The organism is Mycolicibacterium vulneris, from assembly GCF_002104765.1.
Taxonomy (GTDB): domain Bacteria; phylum Actinomycetota; class Actinomycetes; order Mycobacteriales; family Mycobacteriaceae; genus Mycobacterium; species Mycobacterium vulneris.
This window is the reverse complement of sequence record NZ_NCXM01000020.1, coordinates 65,001-88,037: the sequence shown is the minus strand read 5'-3', so window position 1 is coordinate 88,037 and position 23,037 is coordinate 65,001. Positions and strand designations below refer to the sequence as shown.

At 68.4% G+C, this 23,037-nt stretch carries 22 protein-coding genes and 1 pseudogene; 20 read left to right on the top strand and 3 right to left on the bottom strand.

The features are described from left to right. Nucleotides 1-3: 3 nt before the first annotated feature. Nucleotides 4-168 (bottom strand): hypothetical protein, encoded by a 165-nt coding sequence (locus B8W69_RS30695; RefSeq protein WP_165762648.1) that lies wholly within the window; start codon nt 166-168, stop codon nt 4-6. 253 nt (nt 169-421) lie between these two features. Here B8W69_RS30695 and B8W69_RS19235 point away from each other — a divergent pair, with 253 nt between their 5' ends. Genes B8W69_RS19235 through fadD1 form a run of 9 tightly spaced genes read left to right on the top strand, consistent with a single transcriptional unit; the run spans nt 422 to nt 9,516 of the window. After that, a complete protein-coding gene (locus B8W69_RS19235) occupies nt 422-1,600 on the top strand; it encodes an acyl-CoA dehydrogenase family protein (RefSeq protein ID WP_085291376.1) in 1,179 nt (392 codons plus the stop codon). A 21-nt stretch (nt 1,601-1,621) separates the two neighbouring features. After that, nucleotides 1,622-2,740 (top strand): acyl-CoA dehydrogenase family protein, encoded by a 1,119-nt coding sequence (locus tag B8W69_RS19230; protein ID WP_085291375.1) that lies wholly within the window; start codon nt 1,622-1,624, stop codon nt 2,738-2,740. Continuing rightward, nucleotides 2,737-3,237, top strand: a complete 501-nt coding sequence (locus tag B8W69_RS19225; RefSeq protein WP_085291374.1) for a MaoC family dehydratase — start codon at nt 2,737-2,739, stop codon at nt 3,235-3,237. The genes B8W69_RS19230 and B8W69_RS19225 overlap by 4 nt, the downstream gene beginning before the upstream one ends. Nucleotides 3,238-3,244: 7 nt before the next feature. Continuing rightward, complete coding sequence (locus tag B8W69_RS19220; RefSeq protein WP_085291373.1) at nt 3,245-3,691, top strand: MaoC/PaaZ C-terminal domain-containing protein; 447 nt, start codon at nt 3,245-3,247, stop codon at nt 3,689-3,691. After that, nucleotides 3,688-4,890: a thiolase family protein gene (locus B8W69_RS19215; protein WP_085291372.1), complete on the top strand. Its 1,203-nt coding sequence runs from the start codon at nt 3,688-3,690 to the stop codon at nt 4,888-4,890. Before B8W69_RS19220 ends, B8W69_RS19215 begins: the two co-directional genes overlap by 4 nt. Nucleotides 4,891-4,892: 2 nt before the next feature. Beyond that, entirely contained in the window at nt 4,893-5,294 is a 402-nt protein-coding gene (locus tag B8W69_RS19210; protein WP_085291371.1) for a Zn-ribbon domain-containing OB-fold protein, read from the top strand. Then, nucleotides 5,291-6,283 (top strand): alpha/beta hydrolase, encoded by a 993-nt coding sequence (locus B8W69_RS19205; RefSeq protein ID WP_245843301.1) that lies wholly within the window; start codon nt 5,291-5,293, stop codon nt 6,281-6,283. Before B8W69_RS19210 ends, B8W69_RS19205 begins: the two co-directional genes overlap by 4 nt. Then, a complete protein-coding gene (locus tag B8W69_RS19200) occupies nt 6,280-7,875 on the top strand; it encodes a flavin-containing monooxygenase (protein WP_085291369.1) in 1,596 nt (531 codons plus the stop codon). The genes B8W69_RS19205 and B8W69_RS19200 overlap by 4 nt, the downstream gene beginning before the upstream one ends. A 24-nt stretch (nt 7,876-7,899) precedes the next feature. Beyond that, on the top strand, nt 7,900-9,516 hold the full coding sequence (gene fadD1, locus B8W69_RS19195; protein ID WP_085291368.1) for a fatty-acid--CoA ligase FadD1: 1,617 nt from the start codon (nt 7,900-7,902) through the stop codon (nt 9,514-9,516). Nucleotides 9,517-9,530: 14 nt separating this feature from the next. Here fadD1 and B8W69_RS19190 read toward each other — a convergent pair whose 3' ends face one another. Further along, nucleotides 9,531-10,394, bottom strand: a complete 864-nt coding sequence (locus tag B8W69_RS19190) for a DMT family transporter (RefSeq protein WP_085291367.1) — start codon at nt 10,392-10,394, stop codon at nt 9,531-9,533. A 240-nt stretch (nt 10,395-10,634) separates the two neighbouring features. Here B8W69_RS19190 and B8W69_RS19185 point away from each other — a divergent pair, with 240 nt between their 5' ends. The 10 genes and pseudogenes from B8W69_RS19185 (at nt 10,635) to B8W69_RS19140 (ending at nt 20,276) form a co-directional block, all read left to right on the top strand. Beyond that, complete coding sequence (locus tag B8W69_RS19185; RefSeq protein ID WP_085291366.1) at nt 10,635-11,732, top strand: ferredoxin reductase; 1,098 nt, start codon at nt 10,635-10,637, stop codon at nt 11,730-11,732. 16 nt (nt 11,733-11,748) lie between these two features. Continuing rightward, nucleotides 11,749-13,155, top strand: a complete 1,407-nt coding sequence (locus tag B8W69_RS19180; RefSeq protein WP_085291365.1) for a fatty acid desaturase family protein — start codon at nt 11,749-11,751, stop codon at nt 13,153-13,155. Nucleotides 13,156-13,259: 104 nt separating this feature from the next. Continuing rightward, entirely contained in the window at nt 13,260-14,573 is a 1,314-nt protein-coding gene (locus B8W69_RS19175) for a molybdopterin-dependent oxidoreductase (RefSeq protein ID WP_085291364.1), read from the top strand. Continuing rightward, the gene (locus B8W69_RS19170) at nt 14,566-15,060 is read left to right on the top strand and encodes a hypothetical protein (RefSeq protein WP_085291363.1); all 495 of its coding nucleotides are present in this window, start codon (nt 14,566-14,568) and stop codon (nt 15,058-15,060) included. The genes B8W69_RS19175 and B8W69_RS19170 overlap by 8 nt, the downstream gene beginning before the upstream one ends. A gap of 78 nt (nt 15,061-15,138) precedes the next feature. Further along, nucleotides 15,139-15,435: a hypothetical protein gene (locus B8W69_RS19165; RefSeq protein WP_085291362.1), complete on the top strand. Its 297-nt coding sequence runs from the start codon at nt 15,139-15,141 to the stop codon at nt 15,433-15,435. Between the two features lie 36 nt (nt 15,436-15,471). Then, nucleotides 15,472-17,094: a class I adenylate-forming enzyme family protein gene (locus B8W69_RS19160; RefSeq protein WP_085291361.1), complete on the top strand. Its 1,623-nt coding sequence runs from the start codon at nt 15,472-15,474 to the stop codon at nt 17,092-17,094. Next, the gene (locus B8W69_RS19155; RefSeq protein WP_085291360.1) at nt 17,081-17,854 is read left to right on the top strand and encodes a class II aldolase/adducin family protein; all 774 of its coding nucleotides are present in this window, start codon (nt 17,081-17,083) and stop codon (nt 17,852-17,854) included. Before B8W69_RS19160 ends, B8W69_RS19155 begins: the two co-directional genes overlap by 14 nt. Before the next feature lie 51 nt (nt 17,855-17,905). Next, nucleotides 17,906-19,174, top strand: coding sequence for an amidohydrolase family protein (locus B8W69_RS19150; protein ID WP_085291359.1), 1,269 nt, complete (start codon nt 17,906-17,908; stop codon nt 19,172-19,174). A 110-nt stretch (nt 19,175-19,284) separates the two neighbouring features. Beyond that, complete coding sequence (locus B8W69_RS31835) at nt 19,285-19,419, top strand: hypothetical protein (RefSeq protein ID WP_281255243.1); 135 nt, start codon at nt 19,285-19,287, stop codon at nt 19,417-19,419. A 34-nt stretch (nt 19,420-19,453) separates the two neighbouring features. Continuing rightward, nucleotides 19,454-20,276: pseudogene (locus B8W69_RS19140) on the top strand (class I SAM-dependent methyltransferase). Between the two features lie 4 nt (nt 20,277-20,280). On the opposite strand, the gene B8W69_RS19135 reads toward B8W69_RS19140, so the two are convergent. Next, nucleotides 20,281-21,300, bottom strand: a complete 1,020-nt coding sequence (locus B8W69_RS19135; RefSeq protein ID WP_085291358.1) for an NAD(P)H-dependent flavin oxidoreductase — start codon at nt 21,298-21,300, stop codon at nt 20,281-20,283. A 114-nt stretch (nt 21,301-21,414) separates the two neighbouring features. On the opposite strand from B8W69_RS19135, the gene B8W69_RS19130 reads away from it, so the two are divergent. Continuing rightward, nucleotides 21,415-23,016, top strand: a complete 1,602-nt coding sequence (locus B8W69_RS19130) for an arylsulfatase (protein ID WP_085291404.1) — start codon at nt 21,415-21,417, stop codon at nt 23,014-23,016. The last annotated feature ends 21 nt before the right edge of the window (nt 23,017-23,037 follow it).

Below are 23,037 nucleotides of genomic sequence, written 5' to 3'. Positions count from 1 at the left end.
CGTTCAGGCGCCCTTGCGGATCAACTGCTCGGCCGCGGCGCGCATGCGGTCGGACAGCTGCAGCAGATCGTGCTCGCCCACGCCCAACGGCAGCGTGTAAGCCAGTTGCCGCAATTCGACGGCGTAGTTGCGCAAATCTTCGCGGAGGCGCATCTCAACAGTGGGCATGACTTCTCCCTTGGGCCGGGCAGAATGCCTGGTCTGCGTCGACCAGCCGATCTGAAAATTTTCGCAGCCCGTCGGCGTAACCGCGAGCGCGCCTACACGTATTAACGGGAGTTTGACAGCGAATTTACAGTCCGCGCGCCGGCGGAGTCGTCGCTCGCGCGTGCCGCAATACCGAAATTCCCTGCGCCGTCTCGCCGTGGCGTTACGCTGACGACGCTCGGTGAACAGCATGCGGAAAGGCACAGGCGCCGGAATGGATTTCGAACTCGACGCTGGGCAGCGCGCCTGGCTCGCCGAGGTCCGTGAATTTCTGCAGCAGAACGCCACCCCGGAATTACGCGCCGAGCTCGCCGAGCACGACCTGGAATTTCGCGGCGGGGAGGTCGCCCGGTTTCGGCGCAAGGTCGGGGCCAAGGGCTGGTTCGGGCTGAATTGGCCGCGCGAATACGGGGGACTGGGGCTCGGCGCCATTCACCTGCATCTGCTGATGAGCGAATTCGAATATTGGGGCGTGCCCGGCCCCGACCTGACGGTGACCTCGGTGGCGCCGATGATCATGCGGCACGGCACCGAGCGCAACAAGACCGAATGGCTGCCCCCGATCGCCCGGGGCGAGATGATCTGCGCGGTCGGCTATTCCGAGCCGGAGGCGGGCACCGACCTCGCCAGCCTGCGGACCAGCGCCACGCTTGACGGCGAGGAATGGGTGATCAACGGCACCAAGATCTGGAACAGCGGTGCCCAGCGCGCGACGCACGAATGGCTCTGTGTCCGTACCGATCCCGGCGGTGCCCGGCATCGGGGCATTTCGGTCGTCATCGTGCCGATCGACAGCCCGGGCGTCGACATCCGCCCGCTGTACGCCTGGTCGGGGTATCGGACCAATGAGGTGCACTTCCGCGACGTGCGGGTGCCGGCCACCAACCTGGTCGGCGAGGTCAACCGCGGCTGGACCTACATCACCGGCGCGCTCGATCTCGAACGCGGTGCGCTGACCAACGCTGGAGACCTGCGCCGCGCGGTCGAGGAGCTGCACGAGCTGGCGCGACGACCGCGGCGCGACGGGTCCGTGCCCGCCGACGATCCGTCGATTCGCCGCCGGTTGGTGCAGGCCGAGGCCGACGTCGCGGTGGCCGTCCTGATGGGTTACGAGGCGGCGTCGATCCTCGACAGCGGCGTCATCCCCAGCGTCGAGGTCAGCGTCGAGAAGGTGTTCACCAGCGAGCTGCGCCAGCGCATCGCCGACCTGGCGCTCGACCTCCTGGGTCCCGACGGGCTGTTGGCGCATCGCAGCGAACAGGCCCCGCTGGCAGGCAAATTCGAGCGGCTTTACCGGGCCGCCCCGCTGATGCGCTTCGGCGGGGGTACCAACGAGGTGCTGCGCGACATCATCGCCCAGCGCGGGCACGCGATGCCCTCCTCTGGACGCTGACGGGAGTTTCGCATACCGCCGATGAAGACGATCCCCACCGCCGAACAGCGCGACTTCGCCTCGGCGCTGCGCGCCCTGCTGGCCGCTGAGAACCCGACCGCTCTGGTGCGCGCCCTCGGCGAACCCGGCGGGGACCGCGCCACGCCGGCGCTGTGGAAGGCGCTGGCCGATGCCGGCGTCTTCGGCCTGGCCATCGGCGAGGAGTACGGCGGTGCCGGTGGCTCGCTCGACGACCTCGCGGTCTTCTACACCGAGGCCGGTCGCGCGCTGTGCCCGACGACGGTGCACAGCAGCGTGCAGGCCGCGCTGGCCATCGACCAGCTCGGCTCCCCGGACGCCAAGGCGCGCTGGCTGCCCCCGCTCGCGTCCGGGAACGTCCGGGCCACCACCGCGCTGTGGAACGCCCGCGACGCCGCCGTCGTCGCCCCGCCGCTGCACGCCGCCCCCGCCGGAGAACGGTGGCGGCTCAACGGAACCGCGGACTACGTCCTCGATGCCGACGTCGCCGATCTCATCGTGGTGTCGGCCGCCGCGGCCGGGCGCACCCTGCTCTTCGTCGTCGACGTCCGCGCTGTCAGCGTGGACCCGCTCGACATGGCCGGTGGGTTCCGGGCCTGCACGGTGCGCTTCGACGACGCCACCGCCGACGCGGCGTTCGACGGGGTCACCGCACCGGCGCTGCGCCGGCTCGCCAACACCGCCGTGGCGCTGGGATCGCTCGACCTGGTGGGCGTCGGCCAGGCCGTGCTGGACCGCACCGTCGACTACACCAAGCTGCGTCATCAATTCGGCCGGCCGATCGCGTCGTTCCAGGCCGCCCAGCATCTGGTCGCCAACATGCACATCGCGCTCGCGGCGGCGCGATTGGCCGCGCACGCGGCGGTGTTCTGGCTGGGGCGCGGCCGCGTCGCGACCAGGGAGACGGCCGTCGCGCGCATGCATGCGGCCGCGGCCGCGCGGCTGATCACGCTGGACGCCCACCAATTGCACGGCGGCATGGGCTATGTCACCGAGACCGACCTGCACCTGTGGAGCGAACGCGCACGGCTCGGCTCGACATTCGGCGGTGGAGCCGACGTCGCCGCCTCCTGGCTTGAGCAGAGCATGCACGACGAGACAGACGAAGGGGAGCGCCGTTGAGCGAGGACAGTTTGATCGATGCGGAATCCGCATCGCGGGTGGGCACGGTCGCGGCGTCGGCGACCGGTGAGGTGAACCGGCGCGATTGGCAACGCTGGGCCGCGGCGGTGGGTGACCACAATCCGCTGTATTTCGTCCCGGATTACGCCAGGGCCAATGGATATCGCGACATCATCTGCCCTCCGTTGTTCCTCCAGTACGCGATCCTCGGCGTCTCACCGCTCGAGTCGCTGCGTCCCGACGGATCGTCCGGCGCGGTCTCCGGCAGCCTGGCCTTTCCCCGGGCCCCCAAGCGGATGGCCGGCGGTGAGAGCTTCACGTTTCACCTGCCCGCCTATCACCGCGACGAGATCGAGATGGTCCGCACCATTTCCTCGATCGTCGAAAAGCAGGGCCGCTCCGGCAAATTCGTTCTCGTCACCTGGCACACGGTGTACCGCAACCACCATCGCGACCTGCTGGCCGAAGCGTCGACCTCGATGATCGCCCGTCCCTAGGAGCGCCATGACCGACTCGCAGGTGTTCTTCGACGACGTCGCGGTGGGTGAGGACATTCCCACGCTGACCGTCACCGTCGACGAAACCCAGATGTTCTTCTTCAGCGCCGCCACCTACAACGGCCACCGCATCCACTACGACAAAGAGTGGGCCCGCGACACCGAAGGCTACGACAACGTCCTGGTGCACGGCCCGCTCCAGGCGGCGCTGCTGGCCCGCGCCCTGGGCGACTGGATCGGCGGGCGAGGGCGACTGGTGTCGTTCTCGGTGCAGAACCGGGCCGTCGCCTACCCCGGCGAATCGCTCAGCTTCGGTGGGGAGGTCACCGGTAAACGGCTGAGCGACACGGGAACCGGGCTGGTCGATCTCGTCATCGCCGGGCGCCGCGACGACACGATACTGATGCCCGGGATGGCGACGGTCGAGCTGCCGATGCGGGGAGCCCGGCCGTGACCGGGCTGCGCGGAGAGGCGGCCATCGTCGGGATCGCGGAGTTGCCCGCCGAACGGCGTCCCACCCGTGCGCCGCTGTTCACCCTCGACCAATACGCGGTGCTGGCGAAGCTGGCGATCGAGGACGCCGGAGTCGACCCCGCCTGTGTCAACGGCCTGCTGACTCACGGCATCGCCGAGTCGGCCATGTTCGCGCCCGCCACCCTGTGCGAATACCTAGGTTTGGCACTGGATTTCGGTGAACGCGTGGACCTCGGCGGGGCCACCGCCGCCGGAATGATCTGGCGGGCCGCGGCCGCTGTCGAACTCGGCATCTGCGAAGCGGCACTCGCCGTCGTACCCGGATCGGCGTCGGTGCCCCGATCCGGGCGCCGACCCGCGGCCGACCCGAATTGGTATGGGGCGTCGTCGAACAACTACGGCTCGCCGCAAGCCGAATTCGAGATTCCCTACGGCAACGTGGGCCAGAACGCGCCCTACGCCCAGATCGCCCAGCGTTACGCGGCGGAATTCGTTTACGACCCGGCCGCGGTCGCCAAGATCGCCGTCGACCAGCGCACGAACGCGTGCGCGCACCGGGGCGCGGTGTTTCACGGTACCCCGATCACCGTGAACGACGTGCTGGAAAGCCCGATGATCGCCGACCCGATCCACATGCTGGAAACGGTGATGCGCGTGCACGGGGGGGTCGGCGTGCTGATCGCCGACGCCGACATCGCGCGCCGCGGCCGCCACCGCCCGGTCTGGATCAAGGGTTTCGGCGAGCACATCGCCTTCAAGACCCCGACCTATGCCGAGGACCTGCTGTCCACCCCGATCGCGCGCGCGGCCGACCGGGCCTTCGCGATGGCCGGGCTGAGCCGGTCCGATGTGGACGTCGCGTCGATCTACGACTGCTACACCATCACGGTGCTGATGAGCCTGGAGGACGCCGGATTCTGCGCGAAAGGCGAAGGCATGTCTTGGATTACCGAGCACGACCTGACCTTTCGCGGTGACTTCCCGCTCAACACCGCCGGCGGCCAACTGTCCTTCGGCCAGGCCGGCATGGCCGGCGGCATGCACCATGTGGTCGACGGTGCACGCCAGATCATGGGCCGGGCCGGCGACGCGCAGGTGACCGACTGCCACACCGCATTCGTGACCGGCAACGGCGGCATCATGAGCGAACAGGTCGCGCTGCTCCTGCGGGGGGACTAGCCATGGCCCACCCCATCCCCGAGCCCACCCCCGTCTCACGGCCGTTCTGGGACGGCCTGGCGCAGCACCGGATCCTGGTGCAGTACTCACCGTCGGCGCAGCGGTACGTGTTCTATCCGCGGATGCTGGCCCCGGGCACCCTGGCCGACGACCTGGAATGGCGCGAGATCGACGGCGCCGGAACGCTGTACACCTTCACGATCGCCCGCCGACCCACCGGCCCGCCGTGGCAAGATGCGTTGCCGCAGCTGCTCGCGGTGGTGCGGTGGGATGCCGGGCCGAAATTCAGCACCGAGCTGGTCGACGTCGACCCGGGCGACATCCGGATCGGAATGCGGCTGCAGCCGGTGTTCTACGATCTGGCTGAAGAGGGCATCACCCTCCTGAAATATCGGCCCGCATGACCTCAACTACGAGGTCGGAGGTGCACATGGACGACCCGCTCAACGGCGCAGTGCAGGCGATGCTCGACCAATTGAACGCCGGATTCCCGCGCGTCGAGCAGCTGACCGGCCCGCAGGCGCGCGCCGCGGTGGCCGAACGACGCATGCCGGTCGAGAACCTCGACGACGTCCGCAGCGCTACCGACCGCATGGTCCCGGGGCCCGGCGGCGCGGTCCCGGTACGTGTCTACGAGCCGCACGGCGAGCCGTCGGGGGAGGCCGCCGCGATCGTGTTCTACCACGGGGGCGGATTCGTCTTCTGCGACATCGAATCTCACGACGGATTCTGCCGTGCCCTGGCCCGCGGCAGCCAGGCCGTAGTGATCTCGGTCGACTACCGCCTGGCCCCCGAGCATCCCGCCCCGGCGGCGGCGCTCGACGCGTTCGCGGTGTTCGGCTGGGCGGTCGAGCACGCCGCCGAGCTGGGCATCGACCCAGCACGCACCGCGGTCGCCGGTGACAGCGCCGGCGGCAACCTGGCCGCGGTCACCGCCGTCCTCTGCCGCGACCGCGGCGTCACCCCACCCGCCGCACAGCTGCTGATCTACCCGGCGATCGATCCGAGCTTCGATACCGACAGCTATCAGCGCTACGCCACGGGCTACTTCAACACCCGCGCGGCGATGCAGTGGTACTGGCGCCAATACCTGGGGGCGCAAACGGTTTTCGACCCGCCCTATCTGGTTGCCCCGGCCCGCGCCGACACCCATGCGGGCCTGCCGCCCGCGGTGATCGTGACGGCGGGGCTCGATCCCCTGCACAGCGAGGGATGCGACTACGCCCGCCGGTTGCGCGGCGCGGGAGTGCCCGTCGTGCACCGGGACTTTCCCGGGCTGTTCCACGGCTTCATGACGATGCAAACGTTTCCGCCGGCGGCATCGGCGCAGCATCTGGTCTGCGCCGACCTGCGCGAGTTGTTGCATCCGGCGGACCGGAGCGCGGCGTCGTGACCGAAGCCGGCGACGTCATCGTCATCGGCGCCGGGTTCGCCGGGCTCTACGCCGTGCACCGGGCCGCCTCGGCGGGCCTCTCGGTGACCGCCCTCGAGGCCGCGCCCGACGTGGGCGGCACCTGGTACTGGAACCGTTACCCGGGCGCGCGCTGCGACGTCGAAAGTGTGGACTACTCCTACTCTTTCGACGAGGAGCTGCAACGGAGCTGGCAGTGGACCGAACGCTTCGCCGCCCAACCCGAAATCCTGGCCTACCTGCGGCACGTCGCCGACCGTTTCGATCTGCGCCGCCACTACCGATTCGGCGTGGACGCCATCGGCGCCACGTTCGAGCGGGGACGCTGGCATGTCGACACCGCGGCCGGAGACACCTATGCCGCGCAGTTCCTGCTCTGCGCGACCGGCTGCCTGTCGGCGGTGAACCGGCCCAATATCCCGGGCGCCGAAACGTTCTCCGGCGAAGTGTATTTCACGGCCGCGTGGCCGCGCGAGGATCCGGAGCTGCGCGGCAGGCGGGTAGGCCTGATCGGCACGGGATCGTCGGGCATCCAGGTGGCGCCGATCATCGCCGCCAACGCCGAAAGCCTGGTGGTGTTCCAGCGATCCGCGAACTACACCATCCCGATGCCCAACCGGCCGTGGTCGGCCGAGGAGCAGCGAGGAATCCAGGAGCAGTATGCCGAGCGTCGCCGGGTCTCCGCCTACGCCGCTGCGGGCACACCGCACGGCACCTACCACAAGAACGCCCTGGACACCGAGGCCCACGAGCAGTCCGAGGCGCTGTGGAAGCGCTGGCGCGAGGGCGGCGTCCTGTTCGCCAAGACCTTCCCCGACCAGACCAGCGACCTGTCCGCCAACGACGTCGCCAGGACGTTCGTTGAGGAGCGGATCCGAGAGATCGTCGCCGATCCCGTCGTCGCAACGGATCTCATCCCGGTCGATCACCCGATCGGTACCAAACGGATCTGCACCGACGACGGCTACTACGCCACCTTCAACCGCGACAACGTTCGGCTGGTGAACCTGCGCCGCGAGCCGATCGAGGCGATCACCGCCGACGGCGTACGAACCGGCGAAGCGACATATCCCTGCGACGTGCTGGTCTTTGCGACCGGCTTCGACGCCATGACAGGGGCGCTGACCCGAATCGACCCGAAAGGCCCTGGGGGACAGCGACTGAGCGACGTCTGGGCCGACGGCCCGGTGACCTTCCTCGGCCTGATGGTGCCGGGGCTGCCGAACCTGTTCACCGTCAGCGGGCCGGGCAGCCCCTCGGTGCTGGCGAACATGGTGCTGCACGCCGAGGTTCAGGTCGACTGGGTCATCGAGCTGGTGCGGGCGGCGCGACGCCAAGGGGTGAGCGAGGTCGAGCCGCGCCGCGACGCGGCGCTCGCCTGGACCCGGCACGTGGGCCAGGCGGCCGACCGGACGCTGTTCCCCAAGGCGGCGTCCTCGTGGTACCTCGGCGCCAACATCGAGGGCAAGAAGCGGGTCTTCATGCCCTACATCGGCGGTTTCGGCACCTACCGGCGCCACTGCGACCAGGTGGCCCACGACGACTACGCGGGCCTGGTGCTGACCACCCGATGACGACGTCGAAGAGGAAGTGAACCCGTGCTGGAGACGGTTCAACAGCTGCTGCGGCAACGCCGCGACGACGACACCCCGGCGGTCGCCCACGGCGACCGGACGTGGACCTGGCGCGAACACCTCGCCGAGGCAGAGGCGGAGGCCGCGGCGCTCATCAAGCTCGCGGACACGGCACGGCCGCCTCATGTCGGTGCGGTTCTGGGCAATTCGCCTGCCATGTTGCGGTCGATGGCCGCCGCCGCGCTCGGCGGTTACGTGTTGTGCGGCATCAACACCACGCGGCGCGGAGCCGGCCTGCTGGCCGACATCCGGCGATCCGACTGCCAGATGCTGCTCGTCGACCCCGACCACCTCGAACTGCTGGACGGGTTGGATCTCAACGGTATTCAGGTGCTCGACGTGACCGGCGCACGCTACGCCCAAGCCGTCGCCGCGGCGCCGTCGCTGGTTCCCGTGCGCGAGGTGGCGGCCGCCGACACCCTGATGATGATCTTCACCTCGGGCACCAGCGGTGACCCTAAGGTGGTGCGGTTCGCCCATGGCATGGCGATCATGTGCGGCGCCAGCCTGATCTATCAATACGACGTCACCGCCGACGACGTCTGCTACCTGGCGATGCCGCTCTTCCATTCCAACGGTGTCGCCGCCGGGTGGGCCGTCGCCATCGGCTGCGGGGCCACCATGGTGCCGGCCCGATTTTCGCCGTCCCGATTTCTCGATGATGTCCGCCGCTACCAGGTGACGTACCTGAACTACGTCGGCAAGCCGCTGGCCTTGATCCTGTCCACCCCCGAGCGTCCCGACGACGCCGAGAACACCCTGCGGGTGGCGTTCGGCAACGAGGCCACCGATCGCGATATCGCGGAGTTCGCAAGGCGTTTCGGGTGCCGGGTCGTCGACAGCTTCGGTTCCAGTGAATTCGCGGTCATCGTGGTGCGCGAAGACGGCACGCCGCCCGGCTCCATCGGCAAACCGTATCCGGGCGTGAGCATCTACAACTCGACGACGCTGCGGGAGTGCGAGGCCGCGCGGTTCGACGCGCACGGGGCGCTGATCAACTTCGATGATGCCGTCGGCGAACTCGTCAACACCCAGGGCGCGGGCCCGTTCGCCGGCTACTACAACGACCCGGGCGCCACCGCCGAGCGGATGCGACACGGAATGTACTGGTCGGGCGATCTGGCCTATCGCGATGCGGACGGCTGGATCTATCTCGCCGGGCGGACCGCAGATTGGATGCGGGTGGACGGGGAGAACCTGGCGGCCGGCCCGATCGAGCGGATTCTGGCGCGGCTGCCCGAGATCAGCCAGGTCGCCGTCTACGCGGTCCCCGACGACCGGGTGGGCGACCAGGTGATGGCCGCCCTGGTACTGCGGCCCGGGGCAAGCCTGAGCCCGGATGATTTCGAGAAATTCCTTGCCGCCCAAGCCGACCTGTCGCCGAAGGCGTGGCCGCGCCACGTCCGCATCAACGATCTGCTGCCCGCGACCGCGACGAACAAGATCCTCAAGCGGGCGCTGATCGCCGCGGGTGTCACCGCGCAGGACGGCCTGTTGTGGACGCGGCCCGCGCGCGGCACCAGCTATGCGCCGGTGGGCGACACCGCCGACGGCCGCACGGCGTCGGCCCTGGGGTCGTGAACTAGCGGGCGGCCTCAGCCCGCTTCCTCGGGGACGGGGGCTTCGCCGAAGCGCGCGAGCACCAGGGTCGCGGACACGGCAACGGCGAATCCCACGATCACCAGCCAGCCGAGCCCGTCGCGGGCGGTGTCACCCAGCCACACCACCCCGACGAACGCGGGCGCCAGGGTTTCTCCGACCACCATTCCCGCGACGGCCGTGGTGACCGATCCGCGGTGCAGCGCGGAGGTGAGCAGCAGAAACCCCGCGGCGCCTCCCGCGGCGGCCGCGTACAGGGCGGGGTTGGTGTAGAAGGCGCGTTTGGTGGGATCGATCGCGTCGATCAGGCGCACGCCCACCTCGACGACGCCGAAGCCGCTTCCGGCGCCCAGCCCCAGTGCGAGCGCACGGGCGCGGTCGGGCAGACGCCCCGCGGCGACGCCGCCGACGAAGATCGCGGCCACCACGCCCAGCAGGGCCCAGCCGAGCCCGGCCGGGGCGTGCCGGAAGTGGCCCGGCCCGGCGGCCAGGGCGAGGAAGACCAGGCTGGCGCAGACGACGCCGACGGCCGCCCACTCGGCTGACGACAAGCGCGCCGACAACACCCACGCCGCGACGACGCCGGTGACCGCGATCGAGGCGGCCAGCGCCGCCGCGACCACATAGATCGGGACCAGCCGCAGCGCCGCGACCTGCAGCGCAAACCCGGCGACGTCCAGGCCGACACCCACCAGGTAGCGCCACTGGCGCACGGCGCGCAACAGCAATACCGCGTCCACACCCGAGCCGCTGCCCGCTTCCACCGAGCGCGTCCCCGCCGCTTGCAGCACGGTCGCCGTCCCATAGCAAAGCGAGCAGCCCAGCGCGAGGAGGAAGCCGATCAGCACATCCACCGACACTAGGCGTCGTGGCGGGGGTCCGCTTTGCCGTGATCCGCCGAAACGGGAGAACAAAAGTTTGGGCGACGCTCACCCGGGGCACCTCACAGGTGTCTATCGCGCAACCCAAAGTCGAGTTACCAACGCTCAGTGAACGGCCAAGTTATACTTGCGCGCCCGTTTTCCATATGTATAGCCTTGTGCGGCAACAAGATTCAAAATGATGTTTAAAGTCGGTGCACAGTTGTGTACTCTAGCGACATGGCTGAACGCGGTGCTGAGCCCCGAGTCCCCTGGGGACGTCGGTGGTTCCTGCGAGCCGTGCGGCGGCTGTTCAGCCCGCTCCAGCCCGATGACTACCTCGAGATGATCAACCCGCTGTGGACCACCAAGGAGCTGCGCGGGAAGGTCGAAGCGATCGAGGCGCAGGGCTCGGAAGCAGCCAGCGTTCTGATTCGCCCGGGATACGAGTGGCCCGGCCACAAGCCGGGCCAGTACGTGCGCCTCGGCGTGGTGATCGACGGTGTCTACCACTGGCGCGCGTACTCGCTTACTTCGGACCCCAGGCCCGCAGACGGGCTGATCAGCGTCACGCCGAAGAGGGTCGACGGCGGCGTTGTTTCGCCGTATCTAGTGCACAAGATTCAGCCGGGGGATCTGGTGCGGCTGGGCGAAATCGAAGGCGTTTTCACGCTGCCCGAGCCGGTGCCGGCCAAGATGCTGTTCATCAGCGCCGGAAGCGGCATCACACCGATCATCAGCATGCTGCGCGACCTCGACCATCGCGAGGAATTGCGCGACGCGGTGGTCATTCATTCCGCGCGGACCCGCGAGCAGGCCATGTTCCTGCCCGCCCTGGAACAGCTCAACGAACGCCACGAGGGAATGAGGCTGGACCTGCGCCTTACCTCCGAGCAGGGGCGACTGACCCCCCAGGACCTCGATGACGTGTGCCCGGACTGGCGCGAGCGCGAGGCATTCTGTTCGGGTCCCGGTGAGATGCTCGATGCGCTGATCGAGCACTGGGAAGAAAACGGGGACTGCGAGCGCCTGCACTTCGAGCGGTTCCAGCCCAAGATCGGCGGCGACGCCAACGCCGGCGAGGGCGGCACCGTCTGCTTCCTCGACAGCGACAAGAAAGTCGAATGTGACGGCGGCACATCAATACTCGAGGCGGGTGAGAAGGCCGGTCTGAACCTCGCGTTCGGCTGCCGGATCGGCATCTGCCACACCTGTGTAGGCACGCTGAAATCGGGCAAGCTGCGCGACCTGCGCTCAGGCGACGTGATCGAGCCGACGGAGCAAGACGTGCGGATCTGCATCAACACCGCCGAAGGCGACGTCGAACTCGAACTGTGATCGAAAGGAGCGGCTCGTGACAACTGCCGTCAAAAGGGCTGGGGAAACACCGCTTTCCCGCTTTGGGGAACAAGAGCTGGAAAAGCTAGCGAAGGAATTCGACGCGATCCACGACGAGGTGTTCGCCGACCTGGGCGACCGCGACCGTCGTTACATCAAGAACGTCATCTCGGCACAGCGACAGATCGTGGTGGCCGGCCGGGTGCTGTTGCTGGCATCGCGCTCGAAGACGGCGTGGCTGCTGGGCACCGCCTGCCTCTCCATGGCCAAGATCTTGGAGAACATGGAGATCGGCCACAATGTCATGCACGGCCAGTGGGATTGGATGAACGATCCCGACATCCACTCCTCGGTGTGGGATTGGGACACGGCCTCGACCGCCGAGTCGTGGAAGCACTCCCACAACTACATCCACCACACCTTCACCAACATCCTCGGCAAGGACAAGGATCTCGGCTACGAGATCATGCGGATCGACCCCAACCAGAAATGGGAGCCCCGCTTCCTGTTCCAGCCGCTCTACAACCTCTTGCTCACGCTGCTGTTCGAGTGGGGCGTTGCCGTCCACGACATGGACATCGAAGCCGTCCGCAAACGGGAAAAGCCGTGGTCGGAGGTACGCAAGGACCTGCGGGGCATCGGTGTCAAGGCGCGCGCGCAGATATACAAGGACTACCTCGGCTGGCCGGCGATCAGCGCCGGGGCGTTTGCGCTCACCCAACTAGCCTTGCGTGGCAGGCTCGACCAGCCGGCCAAGTCACGGTTGGGCAGGAGGCTGCGCAATGTGTCCAGCGGTGGCCGCATCGGCGCCGCCGCGAACTTTCTCGACAAAGTCGCGCCCGGCGTCGAAAGCACCTACCTGCGCACGCTGGCCGCCGATGCGATCGCCAACGTCATCCGCAACGTGTGGGCGCACGCGATCATCTTCTGTGGCCACTTCCCGGACCAGACGTACACGTTCACGCAAGAGGAGACCGAGAACGAATCGCGCGGCGGTTGGTACGTACGCCAGTTGCTCGGCGCCGCGAACATCGACGGCAGCCCGCTGTTCCACATCATCAGCGGCAATCTCGGTTATCAGGTTGAGCACCACCTGTACCCGGACATGCCGAGCAGTCGATACTCCGAGATCGCACCCCAGGTCAAAGAGATCTGCGAGCGTTACGAATTGCCGTACAACTCGGGCCGGTTCGGCAAGCAGTGGTTCATGGTGCACCGCAGCATCTTCCGCCTGGCATTCCCGGGTGGAAAGCCCCGGCCAAAGCCCGGTCCTTACCACGGCAACGTCCATCGGCCCGACCCCGGACGTCCCAGCGAAAGCGATCGGTTCCGTGACCGGGTTCCCGCCGAACACCCGGCGGCCGGTCCCGAACACGAGTCCGGCGGTGTCGAGGTGCAGCCGCCGCCGCGCGGCAAAGACTGAGGCGACGGTCCGTTCGCGCGTCAAACTGAACCCTTCGCCTCGTCCCGTCGTGAATGATCGTTGATGGCACGGCAGACGTGCTTCCCGACGGTGATTAGGGGCGAATGAAGCCACCGCAGACCGACGAACCCGCTGCCGGGGATATCGCCGCGGCGAAAAAGACCCCCGGTGACGTCGCCCGGCAGTGGCGCAGCCCGCTGCGGGGACCGTGGCTGACGTCGGTGTTCGGCTCGATGCTGTTGGTGACGCTGCCGATCGTCATCCTCACCGGCCTGCTGTCCTACATCGCCTACGGCCCGCGGCTCGGCCAGGCCATCCCCGGCGACGTCGGCTGGCTCAAGCTGCCGACCTTCGACTGGCCCACCGATCCGTCGTGGCTGTACCGGCTGACCCAGGGGCTTCATGTCGGGCTCGGGCTGGTCCTCATCCCGGTGGTGCTGGCCAAGTTGTGGTCGGTGATCCCCCGGCTCTTCGTGTTTCCGCCGGTGCGGTCGATCGCCCAACTGCTGGAACGGGTTTCGCTGCTGATGCTGGTCGGCGGGATCCTGTTCGAGATCGTGACCGGCGTGCTGAACATCCAGTACGACTACATCTTCGGGTTCAGCTTCTACACCGCGCACTACTTCGGCGCGTGGGTGTTCATCACCGGCTTCGTCATGCACGTCGCGATCAAGAGCCGGCGCATGTGGGCCGGCCTGCGGTCGCGGTCGCTGCGGGACGTGCTGCGCACCGGGCGCGCCGACACCGAGCCCGAGCCATGGCAGCCCGACGGCCTGGTTGCCGTCGACCCCGCCCCGGCGACGATGAGCCGCCGCGGCGCCCTGGCGCTGGTGGGCGGCGGCGCCCTTTTCCTGGCGGTCATCACGGCCGGCCAGACGCTGGGCGGCTACGCCCGGCCCGCCGCGCTGCTACTGCCGCGCGGGCGCCGGCCCGGAGGCGGACCCAACGATTTCGAGATCAACCGCACCGCGGCCGCGGCCGGCATCTCCACCGCGGACACGACGGAGCGCTGGCGGCTCACCCTGAGCGGCGGCCCCGGGCCGGTGGCGCTGGACCGCGCCGCCCTGCTGGCGATGCCACAACACACCGCCGCACTGCCGATCGCCTGCGTCGAGGGCTGGTCGACCACCCAGACGTGGACCGGTGTGCGACTGGCCGACCTCGCCCGACTGGCCGGCGTGCCGGCGCCGGAATCCGCACGGGTGTCGTCGCTGGAACACTCCGGCGCATTCACCGGCGCGACGCTGCAACGCAACCAGGTGCTGCACCCGGACGCGCTGCTGGCGCTGCGCGTGAACGGCACCGACCTGTCCCTGGATCACGGCTTTCCCGCGCGGATCATCGTGCCGGCGCTCCCCGGCGTGCACAACACGAAGTGGGTGGCCTCCATCGCTTTTCGGGCGGCCGCGCATGCGTAGCGTGTTCGCGCGGGTCTATGGTTCCCACCCGCTGCACCTGCTGACGATGATCGCCGGCTTCGCCCTGCTGGGCTACGTCATCGCCGTCGTCAAACCGGTCACGCTGTGGAACCCGCACGTCTGGTGGCAATCGATCGTCGTCTGGTTCGCGGCGGCCATCATCGCCCATGACCTGGTGTTGTTCCCCGTCTACGCTTTCGTTGACCGGATGCTGTCGCGCGGCCGCCCCGGGCCTGCGCGCGCCGACGCCGCTGTGCCGGTGCTCAATTACCTCCGGGTGCCCGCGCTGGGGGCGGGCCTGACACTGCTGGTGTTCCTGCCCGGCATCGTCCGGCAAGGTGCCACCACCTACCGGGCCGCGACCGGCCAGACTCAGGACCCGTTTCTCGGCCGGTGGCTGCTGTTGACGGCCGCGATGTTCGCGGTCAGCGCCGGGGTGTACGCCCTGAAGCTGGCAGCGGTGCGCCGACGGGCGCGGCGGCGCTGACCTAGCTGCGGAGTCTTTCGGGGCCTGAAACAACTGCAAACCTGCGTGTCTGCCGATGAGCAACTACTGTTGTGCCTTATGCGGACCCCGAGCGCGAAGGCATGTGCCGCGCTGTTCGGGTGCGTGACAGCGGTTGTCCTGGCCGCCGGCCTCTCGTCGGGCGGCGCGCCGGCGGCCACCGCCACGCCTTCGGTCGTGACGCCCGCGCCACCGGCCCCGGGTGGTGCCGTGCCGGTGCAACCCGTCGGGGGAGGCGGCTGCATCATCGGCCTCAATTGCGGGTGCATTCGCAAGGTCACCTGCCCGTCGCCGCACCCGCGCCGGCCGAGCGTCGACAGCAACCAGCACGCCGCGCCCGCCCCGGCGAATCCCTAGCGCCGAAACCGCGGGCGGCTTTCCTATCATTTGGTGATGAGTGCCGGTGGGCTGGAAACCGTGGGCTCGCCGGCGTTCACCGACGAGGACCCGGCCCGCTTTCGTGCGGCCGGCTGGTGGTGCGATACGACGCTGTCCGACGCGGTGCGTCGCAACGCCGAACGGACACCGGACCGCCCCGCCTATGTCGACCACGGTGGATCCGCGTTCACCTGGCGTGAATTCGACCGTGCCGCAAACGGTTTGGCCGAAACATTGGCCGGGGCCGGGGTTGGCCGCGGTGACCGCGTGGCGGTATGGCACGGCGACTCCGCCGCCATCCACGTGCTGTTCGTGGCGATCGAACGCTGCGGCGCGGTGGTCGTCGGTATCGGCGCGCGCGCGGGCACCCGCGAGGCGTCGGCGATCCTGCGCACCGCCCAGCCGAAAATCCTGATCAGTGACCCACCCCGGGCGGGCACCGCGGCGGAGGTGGCCGACGAACTGCGGGTGCCCGGCGTGGTGTTGAGCCACGGCGGGGGGACGCTTCGGCTGGACGTCGACGCCGAGCCCACGGTGCCGGCGGCCGGCTGCGAACTCGGCCCCGACGACGTGTTCCTGATCAACTCGACGTCCGGCACCACCGGGCTGCCCAAGTGTGTCGTGCACACCCAGAACCGTTGGCACTACTTCCACCAGAAAGCCGTCGCAAACGGGCTGCTGACGAGCGACGAGGTATTCCTGCCGGTCATCCCCACCCCGTTCGGCTTCGGACTGTGGACCAGTCACACCACCCCGATCTACCTTGGCGCCACCGCGGTGATTCTGGACCGGTTCACCACCACGGCCACCTGCGAGGCGATAGCCCGGCATAGGGTGACCGTATTGTGTTGCGTCAGCACGCAGTTGACCATGCTGATGGCGGACCCGGCCAGCCGCGGCCATGACCTGAGTTCGCTGCGCGTCGTGTACACCGGCGGGGAGGCGTTGCCGTATCGGCCCGCGGCCGAGTTCGAGGAACTTACCGGCGCCAAGATCCTGCAGTTCTACGGCTCCAACGAGACCGGGATGCTCAGCGCGACCACCGTCGACGACTCGCGCGAGCGCCGGCTGCGCACCGGCGGCCGCCTCATCCCCGAAATGGAGGTCCGGCTGTTCGACGGGGACCGCGACGTCACCGAGACGGGGTGCGGCCAGCCCGCGTGCCGGGGACCGGCGACCAGCCTCGGTTACCTCGGCGGCACCGACCACGACAAGCTGTTCACCCGCGACGGGTGGATGCGGATGGGCGACATCTGTGAGATCGACGCCGACGGCTACCTGCGCGTCACCGGGCGCACATCCGATTTCATCGTGCGCGGCGGCAAGAACATCAGCGCCAGCCAGGTCGAAGACGCCGTCATGACGCATCCCGCCATCGCGATCGCGGCGGCCGTCGCCATGCCCGACCCGGTGTTCGGCGAAAAGGTCTGCCTCTACGCCGAACTCATCGACGCCGCCACCGTCGACCTGCCCGGACTCGTCGAACACCTGCTGGCGCTGGGCGTTTCCAAAGAGCTGCTGCCCGAGCGGCTCATCGTGGTCGACGAGTTGCCCCGCTCATCCGGCGGAAAGATAGCCAAAGGCCGGCTGCGCGAGGATATTGGAGCCAGAATGGAGGCCGGTCATGAACGCTCCTGATGCACGCCGCGGCGGGTTGGAAGTCTGGGCGCCGTCGGTGGTTCCCCCCATCGGCGTCGACCTGTCAAATCAGCAGGCGCTGGCCATCGCGTTCCGTCACCTGGCCGGCATCGGGTTCGCCGAGAACATGGCCGGGCACATCACCTGGCAGCTCGACGGCCAGACCGACATGTTCGTCAACCCGTGGGGGCTGTGGTGGCAGGAGATCACCGCGTCCGATATCTGCGTGGTCGACGGCGACGCGCGCGTGGTCAGCGGCCGCTGGGACGTTACCCCGGCCATCCACATCCACACCGAACTGCACCGGGTGCGAGATGACGCCCGAGTGGTGATCCACAACCACCCCTACTACGTCTGCGTGCTGGCCGCGTTGGGCAGGCTGCCCGAGCTGGTGCACCAGACCGGTTCGCTGTTCCTCGACGACCTGTGCCTGGTCGACACCTACGACGGCGAGATCGACAGCCCCGCGCGCGCCGCGGAACTCGCCGCCCGGATCGGCGGCGCCAACCTGACGATCCTGGCCAATCACGGCGTCATCGCGACCGGCCGCAACCTGCCCGAAGCCGTCTACCGTGCGGCATCCATCGAACGCGTCTGCAAGCTGGCCTACGACGTTCTGCTCACCGGCCGGGATCCGGTGCCCATGAACTGGTCGGACATGGCCGGCATGCAACGGTCGCTGATCGAGCGGGCGGCCGACGTCTACTGGGCCGGGGCGGCGCGCATGACCATCAAGGCCGGCGCCGATGTGCTCACCTGAACGAGTGCCGCCCTACCGCTCAACGACGCCGCCCCGCAAGGAGATTGACGAGTGAAATCGATCGATGAGCTGGCCACCGACCTGAACTTCACCACGGCGAAGACCGGCACGGAGCGCTCGGTCACCTTCCTGCCCGACCCGCCCCGGGCCGCGCGCCGCTACACGGTGATCTCGGTGGACGATCACATCGTCGAACCCCCGGACACCTTCACCGGCCGCCTGCCCCGCAAGTACGCCGATCGGGCACCGAAAGTCGTCGAGACCGATGGCGGGGGACAGACCTGGGTCTACGACGGCAAGGAACTGCCCAATGTCGGCTTCAACGCGGTGGTCGGCCGTCCGGTGGCGGAGTACGGTTTCGAGCCCGTCCGCTTCGACGAAATGCGCAGGGGCGCATGGGATATTCACGCGCGTGTCAAAGACATGGACCTCAACGGCATCTACGCCTCGCTGAACTTCCCGTCGTTCCTGCCGGGCTTCGCCGGGCAACGGCTGCAGCAGGTGACCAGCGACCGCGACCTGGCGCTGGCCTCGGTGCGGGCTTGGAACGACTGGCATTTCGACGTCTGGGCGGGGTCGTACCCCGACCGGATCATTCCCTGCCAGTTGCCTTGGCTGCTCGATCCCGAACTCGGCGCGACGATGATCCGCGAGAACGCGGAGCGCGGTTTTCACGCGGTCACGTTCAGCGAGAACCCGGCAATGCTGGGGCTGCCCAGCATCCACACCGACCACTGGGATCCGCTGATGGCGGCCTGCGCCGAGACCGGCACCGTGGTGAATCTGCACATCGGATCGTCGGGGTCGTCGCCGTCCACCACCGCGGACGCGCCACCGGACGTGCAGGGTGTGCTGTTCTTCGCCTACGCCATTTCCGCCGCGGTCGACTGGCTGTACTCCGGGCTGCCCAGCCGGTTCCCCGACCTCAAGATCTGCCTGTCCGAAGGCGGAATCGGTTGGGTGGCGGGCCTGCTCGATCGCCTCGACCACATGCTGAGTTATCACGCGATGTACGGAACCTGGGAGGCGCTCGGTGAGCCCTTGACCCCGGCGGAGGTGCTGACGCGCAACTTCTGGTTCTGCGCGGTCGAGGACAAGTCCTCCTTCGTACAGCGTGACCGGATCGGCGTCGACAACATCATGCTGGAAGCCGACTACCCGCACTGCGACTCGACGTGGCCGCACACCCAACAAACCATTCACGAGCAGATCGGCGATCTGCCGGCCGACGTCATCCGAAAATTTAGCTGGGAGAACGCGTCTCGGCTATACCGGCACCCGGTTCCGGCCGCGGTGCAAGAGGACCCCGAGGCGTTCTGACCGGGCCCGCGCTGACGCTCGACGCGCCCGCCCCGAACTCGGTTCCTGAACACCTCTACCGCGTCAGGCCGGGCGGGTTCACCAGCGTCCTGGAAACGCAGCTGTCACTGATGCGGCTGGGCATCCAACCCGCCGACTTCGCGCTGTCGGTGCTGGGTGAGGACCGCGCCGAACAGCGCCGGCGCGTCGAGGACTTCCGCGACTTCTGTGAGTTCTGCACCCAGGCTACGGCGATCAGCTCATGAAAATGTGGACCGAATACCGGAAAAGGAAAAAGCCATGACCGCGACGGACATAGTCGACTTCAGCTCCGTCCCTTGGGGTTCGGTGGAGTGGACCAACCTCGTCACGCTGTACCTGCGCGCGCATGAGAGCCGTACGCAGCGGCCGATTCTGGGGGACCGGGTGGCCGCGGAAGCGGTGGACCGGATCGCGTATGACTTCAAGAGAATTCACCGGATGTCGTGGCCGGCGGCCAACCAATACCTGGTCGCGCTACGGGCCAGGCAGCTCGACGACTGGTGCGCGGATTACCTTGCCCGGCAACCGGATGCCGTTGTGCTGCACCTCGGTTGCGGCCTCGACGGCCGCTTCTTCCGGCTCGCCCCACCGCCGTCGGTCGTGTGGTTCGACGTCGATCAGCCGAGTGTCGTCGGGCTCCGCCGCCGGCTCTACGACGACACCGGCCGCTACCAGATGATCGGCTCGTCGGTCACCGAACTGCAGTGGCTCGATCAGGTCCCGACCGGACGCCCGACGCTGATTCATTGCCGAGGGCCTACTCATGTACCTGCACGAGGACGAAGTGCGGCGCCTACTGCAGCGCCTGGCCGACCGATTCACCGGCGGCGAAATGCATTTCGACACGCTCTCCGCGCTGGCACCGCTGATGTCCAAGCTCTTGACGCGGGGAATCATCAAGTGGGGCATCCGGGACGTGCGCGAGATTGCCGCCTGGAATCCCCGACTGCGGTTTCTCGAGCAGAAGCCCGTGCTGGCCGACTACAACCGGATCCCGTCGGCCGCGGTGCGGTTGATCTACCGGCTGACGTGGAGGACGGCCGGTCGTCACTACGACGTGCTGAACCGTTTCGAATACTGACTGATCAGAGGTCGGATGCCAGCCGGCGCAGAATGTCGACGGCGGATTCCGCGGTCGCGTGCCGGTATCCGGTGCCCGCCCAGAGGTGGACGAAGTCCGGCCTGCCGGCCGCCGCGGCGGCCTTGCGCAGCGGGCTGGTCAGGTAGTGGATGGCGGGATAGCCCGCCGGCGCCTCGGCTTCGTGGGCGTCGATGAACGCGTTGCGCAGGCCGCGGGCCGGCCGGCCGGTGAAGGCGCGGGTCAGCACCGTCTCGGTGTAGGCGGGATCCACCAGGGCCGCCTGATGAGTGGCCGAGGCGCCGCTCTCGGTGGCGCGCAACAGCACGGTGCCCACGGCGGCCGCGGTCGCGCCCGCGCGGATCACCTCGGCCACCGCGGCGGGGGTGGCCAGCCCGCCGGTGGCCATCACCGGCAGCGGCACCTTCGCGACGACTTCCTTGACCAGATCGACGATTGGGACCGGCGTCAACGGCCGCTGCGGTGAGAGGGTGCCGGAATGGCCGCCGGCGTCGGCCGCCTGCACGGCGAGCATGTCGACGCCCGCGTCGTGCGCCCGCGCCGCCTCGTCGGCCGTGGTGACCGTCTGCACCACAACGCTGTTGGCGCGTTGCAGCGCAGCGATCACGTCGCGTGACGGAAGGCCGAACGTGAACGACACCATCGGAACCGGGTCGTCGAGCAAAAGCGCGATTTTCTCGTCGAATCTGTCGTTGTCCTCGATGGGCTCGGGTGGAAGCGTCAGCCCGAACTGGTCGGCTTCGGCCTGGACGATCGCGGCGTAGGCGCGGTAACGCTGCGGGTCGACCGGCACCGGGTTGGGTGCGAAGACATTCACCCCGAATGGGATTGACTCGGCGCGAACGGCTTTGATCTCGGCCTCAATGGCCTCGACGGTCTTGTACCCGGCCGCGAGCAGGCCCAGCGCGCCAGCGCGGGTGGCGGCGGACACCATGGCCGGGGTGGTCGGGCCGCCCGACATCGGCGCCGCCACCAGCGGAACGGACATTCCAAACTGCGCCAACATGTCAGGCCCTTTCGCTATGCCGCCGCGCTAAACCTTGCCTGCCTCGACCCTATCGGCGCCCGGCCGGTGCGGCAGCATTCCGTGGCGGCGGCCGACCTGGCAGGATGCTTGAGCGTGACGCGCCCCAACTTCCTTGTGATCGTTGCAGACGACCTCGGGTTCTCCGACATCGGCGCGTTTGGCGGTGAGATCGAGACGCCCAACCTCGATCGGCTGGCCCACGCGGGGATCCGGCTCACCGATTTCCACTCGGCACCGGCCTGCTCACCGACCCGGGCGATGTTGTTGACCGGGACCGACCACCACATCGCCGGCATCGGCACCATGCTCGAGGTCGCGTCCCCGCAATTCCGCGGCGCACCAGGGTACGAGGGCTATCTGAACGACCGGGTGGTCGCGCTGCCCGAACTGTTGCGCGACGCGGGGTATCTGACTCTGATGTCGGGCAAGTGGCACCTGGGCGCCACGATCGAGACGTCGCCGTGGGCGCGAGGTTTCGAGCGGTCGTTCGCCCTGCTGCCGGCCGGCGCCAGTCATTACGGCGGTTCGGGGGCGCGCGGATTCTCGCCCGTGCCAACGCTTTACACCGAGGATGACCAGTTCGTCAGCGTCGGTGACGACTTCTATTCGTCGGACTCCTATACCGACACCCTGCTGCGGTATCTGGATGAGCGCGCCCCCGACGACGACCGGCCCTTCTTCGCCTATCTGCCCTTCCAGGCGCCGCACTGGCCCCTGCAGGCGCCCGACGAATCCGTCGCGAAATATCGGGGTCGCTACGACGCCGGGCCGGACGCGTTGCGCGAGGAGCGCCTGGCCGCGCTCAAGCGGCTCGGCCTGTGTCCACCCGACGTGGTCGCACACCCGGTGGTGGCCGACGGCGCACCGGAGTGGGCCGACATGACCGACGAGCAGCGCGCACGCTCGGCCCGCAGCATGGAGGTCTACGCCGGGATGGTCGACCGCATGGACTACAACGTCGGCCGGGTCATCGACTACCTCTCGGCCAGCGGCGAACTCGACAACACCGTCGTCATCTTCATGTCCGACAACGGCGCCGAGGGCGCGATCGTGGAGGCGATGCCGCTGCGCGGCCCGCAGATCGCCGCGCAGATCGAAAAGCATTGCGACAACAGCCTGGACAACCTCGGCCGGCCGACGTCGTTCATCTGGTACGGCCCCCGCTGGGCGCAGGCCGCCACCGCGCCGTCGCGGCTGCACAAGGCGTTCACCACCCAGGGCGGAATCCGCGTGACCGGTTTCGTCACCTGGCCCGGCTTCGCCCGGCAACAACAGATCGGTACCGCGTTCAGCACGGTCATGGACGTCGCGCCGACCGTGCTGGAGCTGGCCGGGGCCACGCACCCGGGCACGTCGTATCGCGGCCGCGAGGTGGCCCCCATGCGCGGCCGCTCACTGGTGGATTACCTGATGGGCGCCGCGGAGACCGTGCACGACGCGGGAAGCGGCACGGGCTGGGAGCTGTTCGGCCGCCGCGCCATCCGGCAGGGCGACTGGAAGGCGCTGTACCTCCCGACGCCGTACGGGCCGGGCCGCTGGCAACTCTACGATCTGTCTTCCGATCTCGGCGAGATCGACGACCTCTCCGAGGCGCGGCCCGACAAGCTGGCCGAGCTGCTGGCGCTGTGGGATCGCTACGTCGAGGAAACCGGTGTGATCCTGGATCCCATCTCGGTGTACGACGTTCAACTGTGACCCTATGGCACGTTCAGCAGA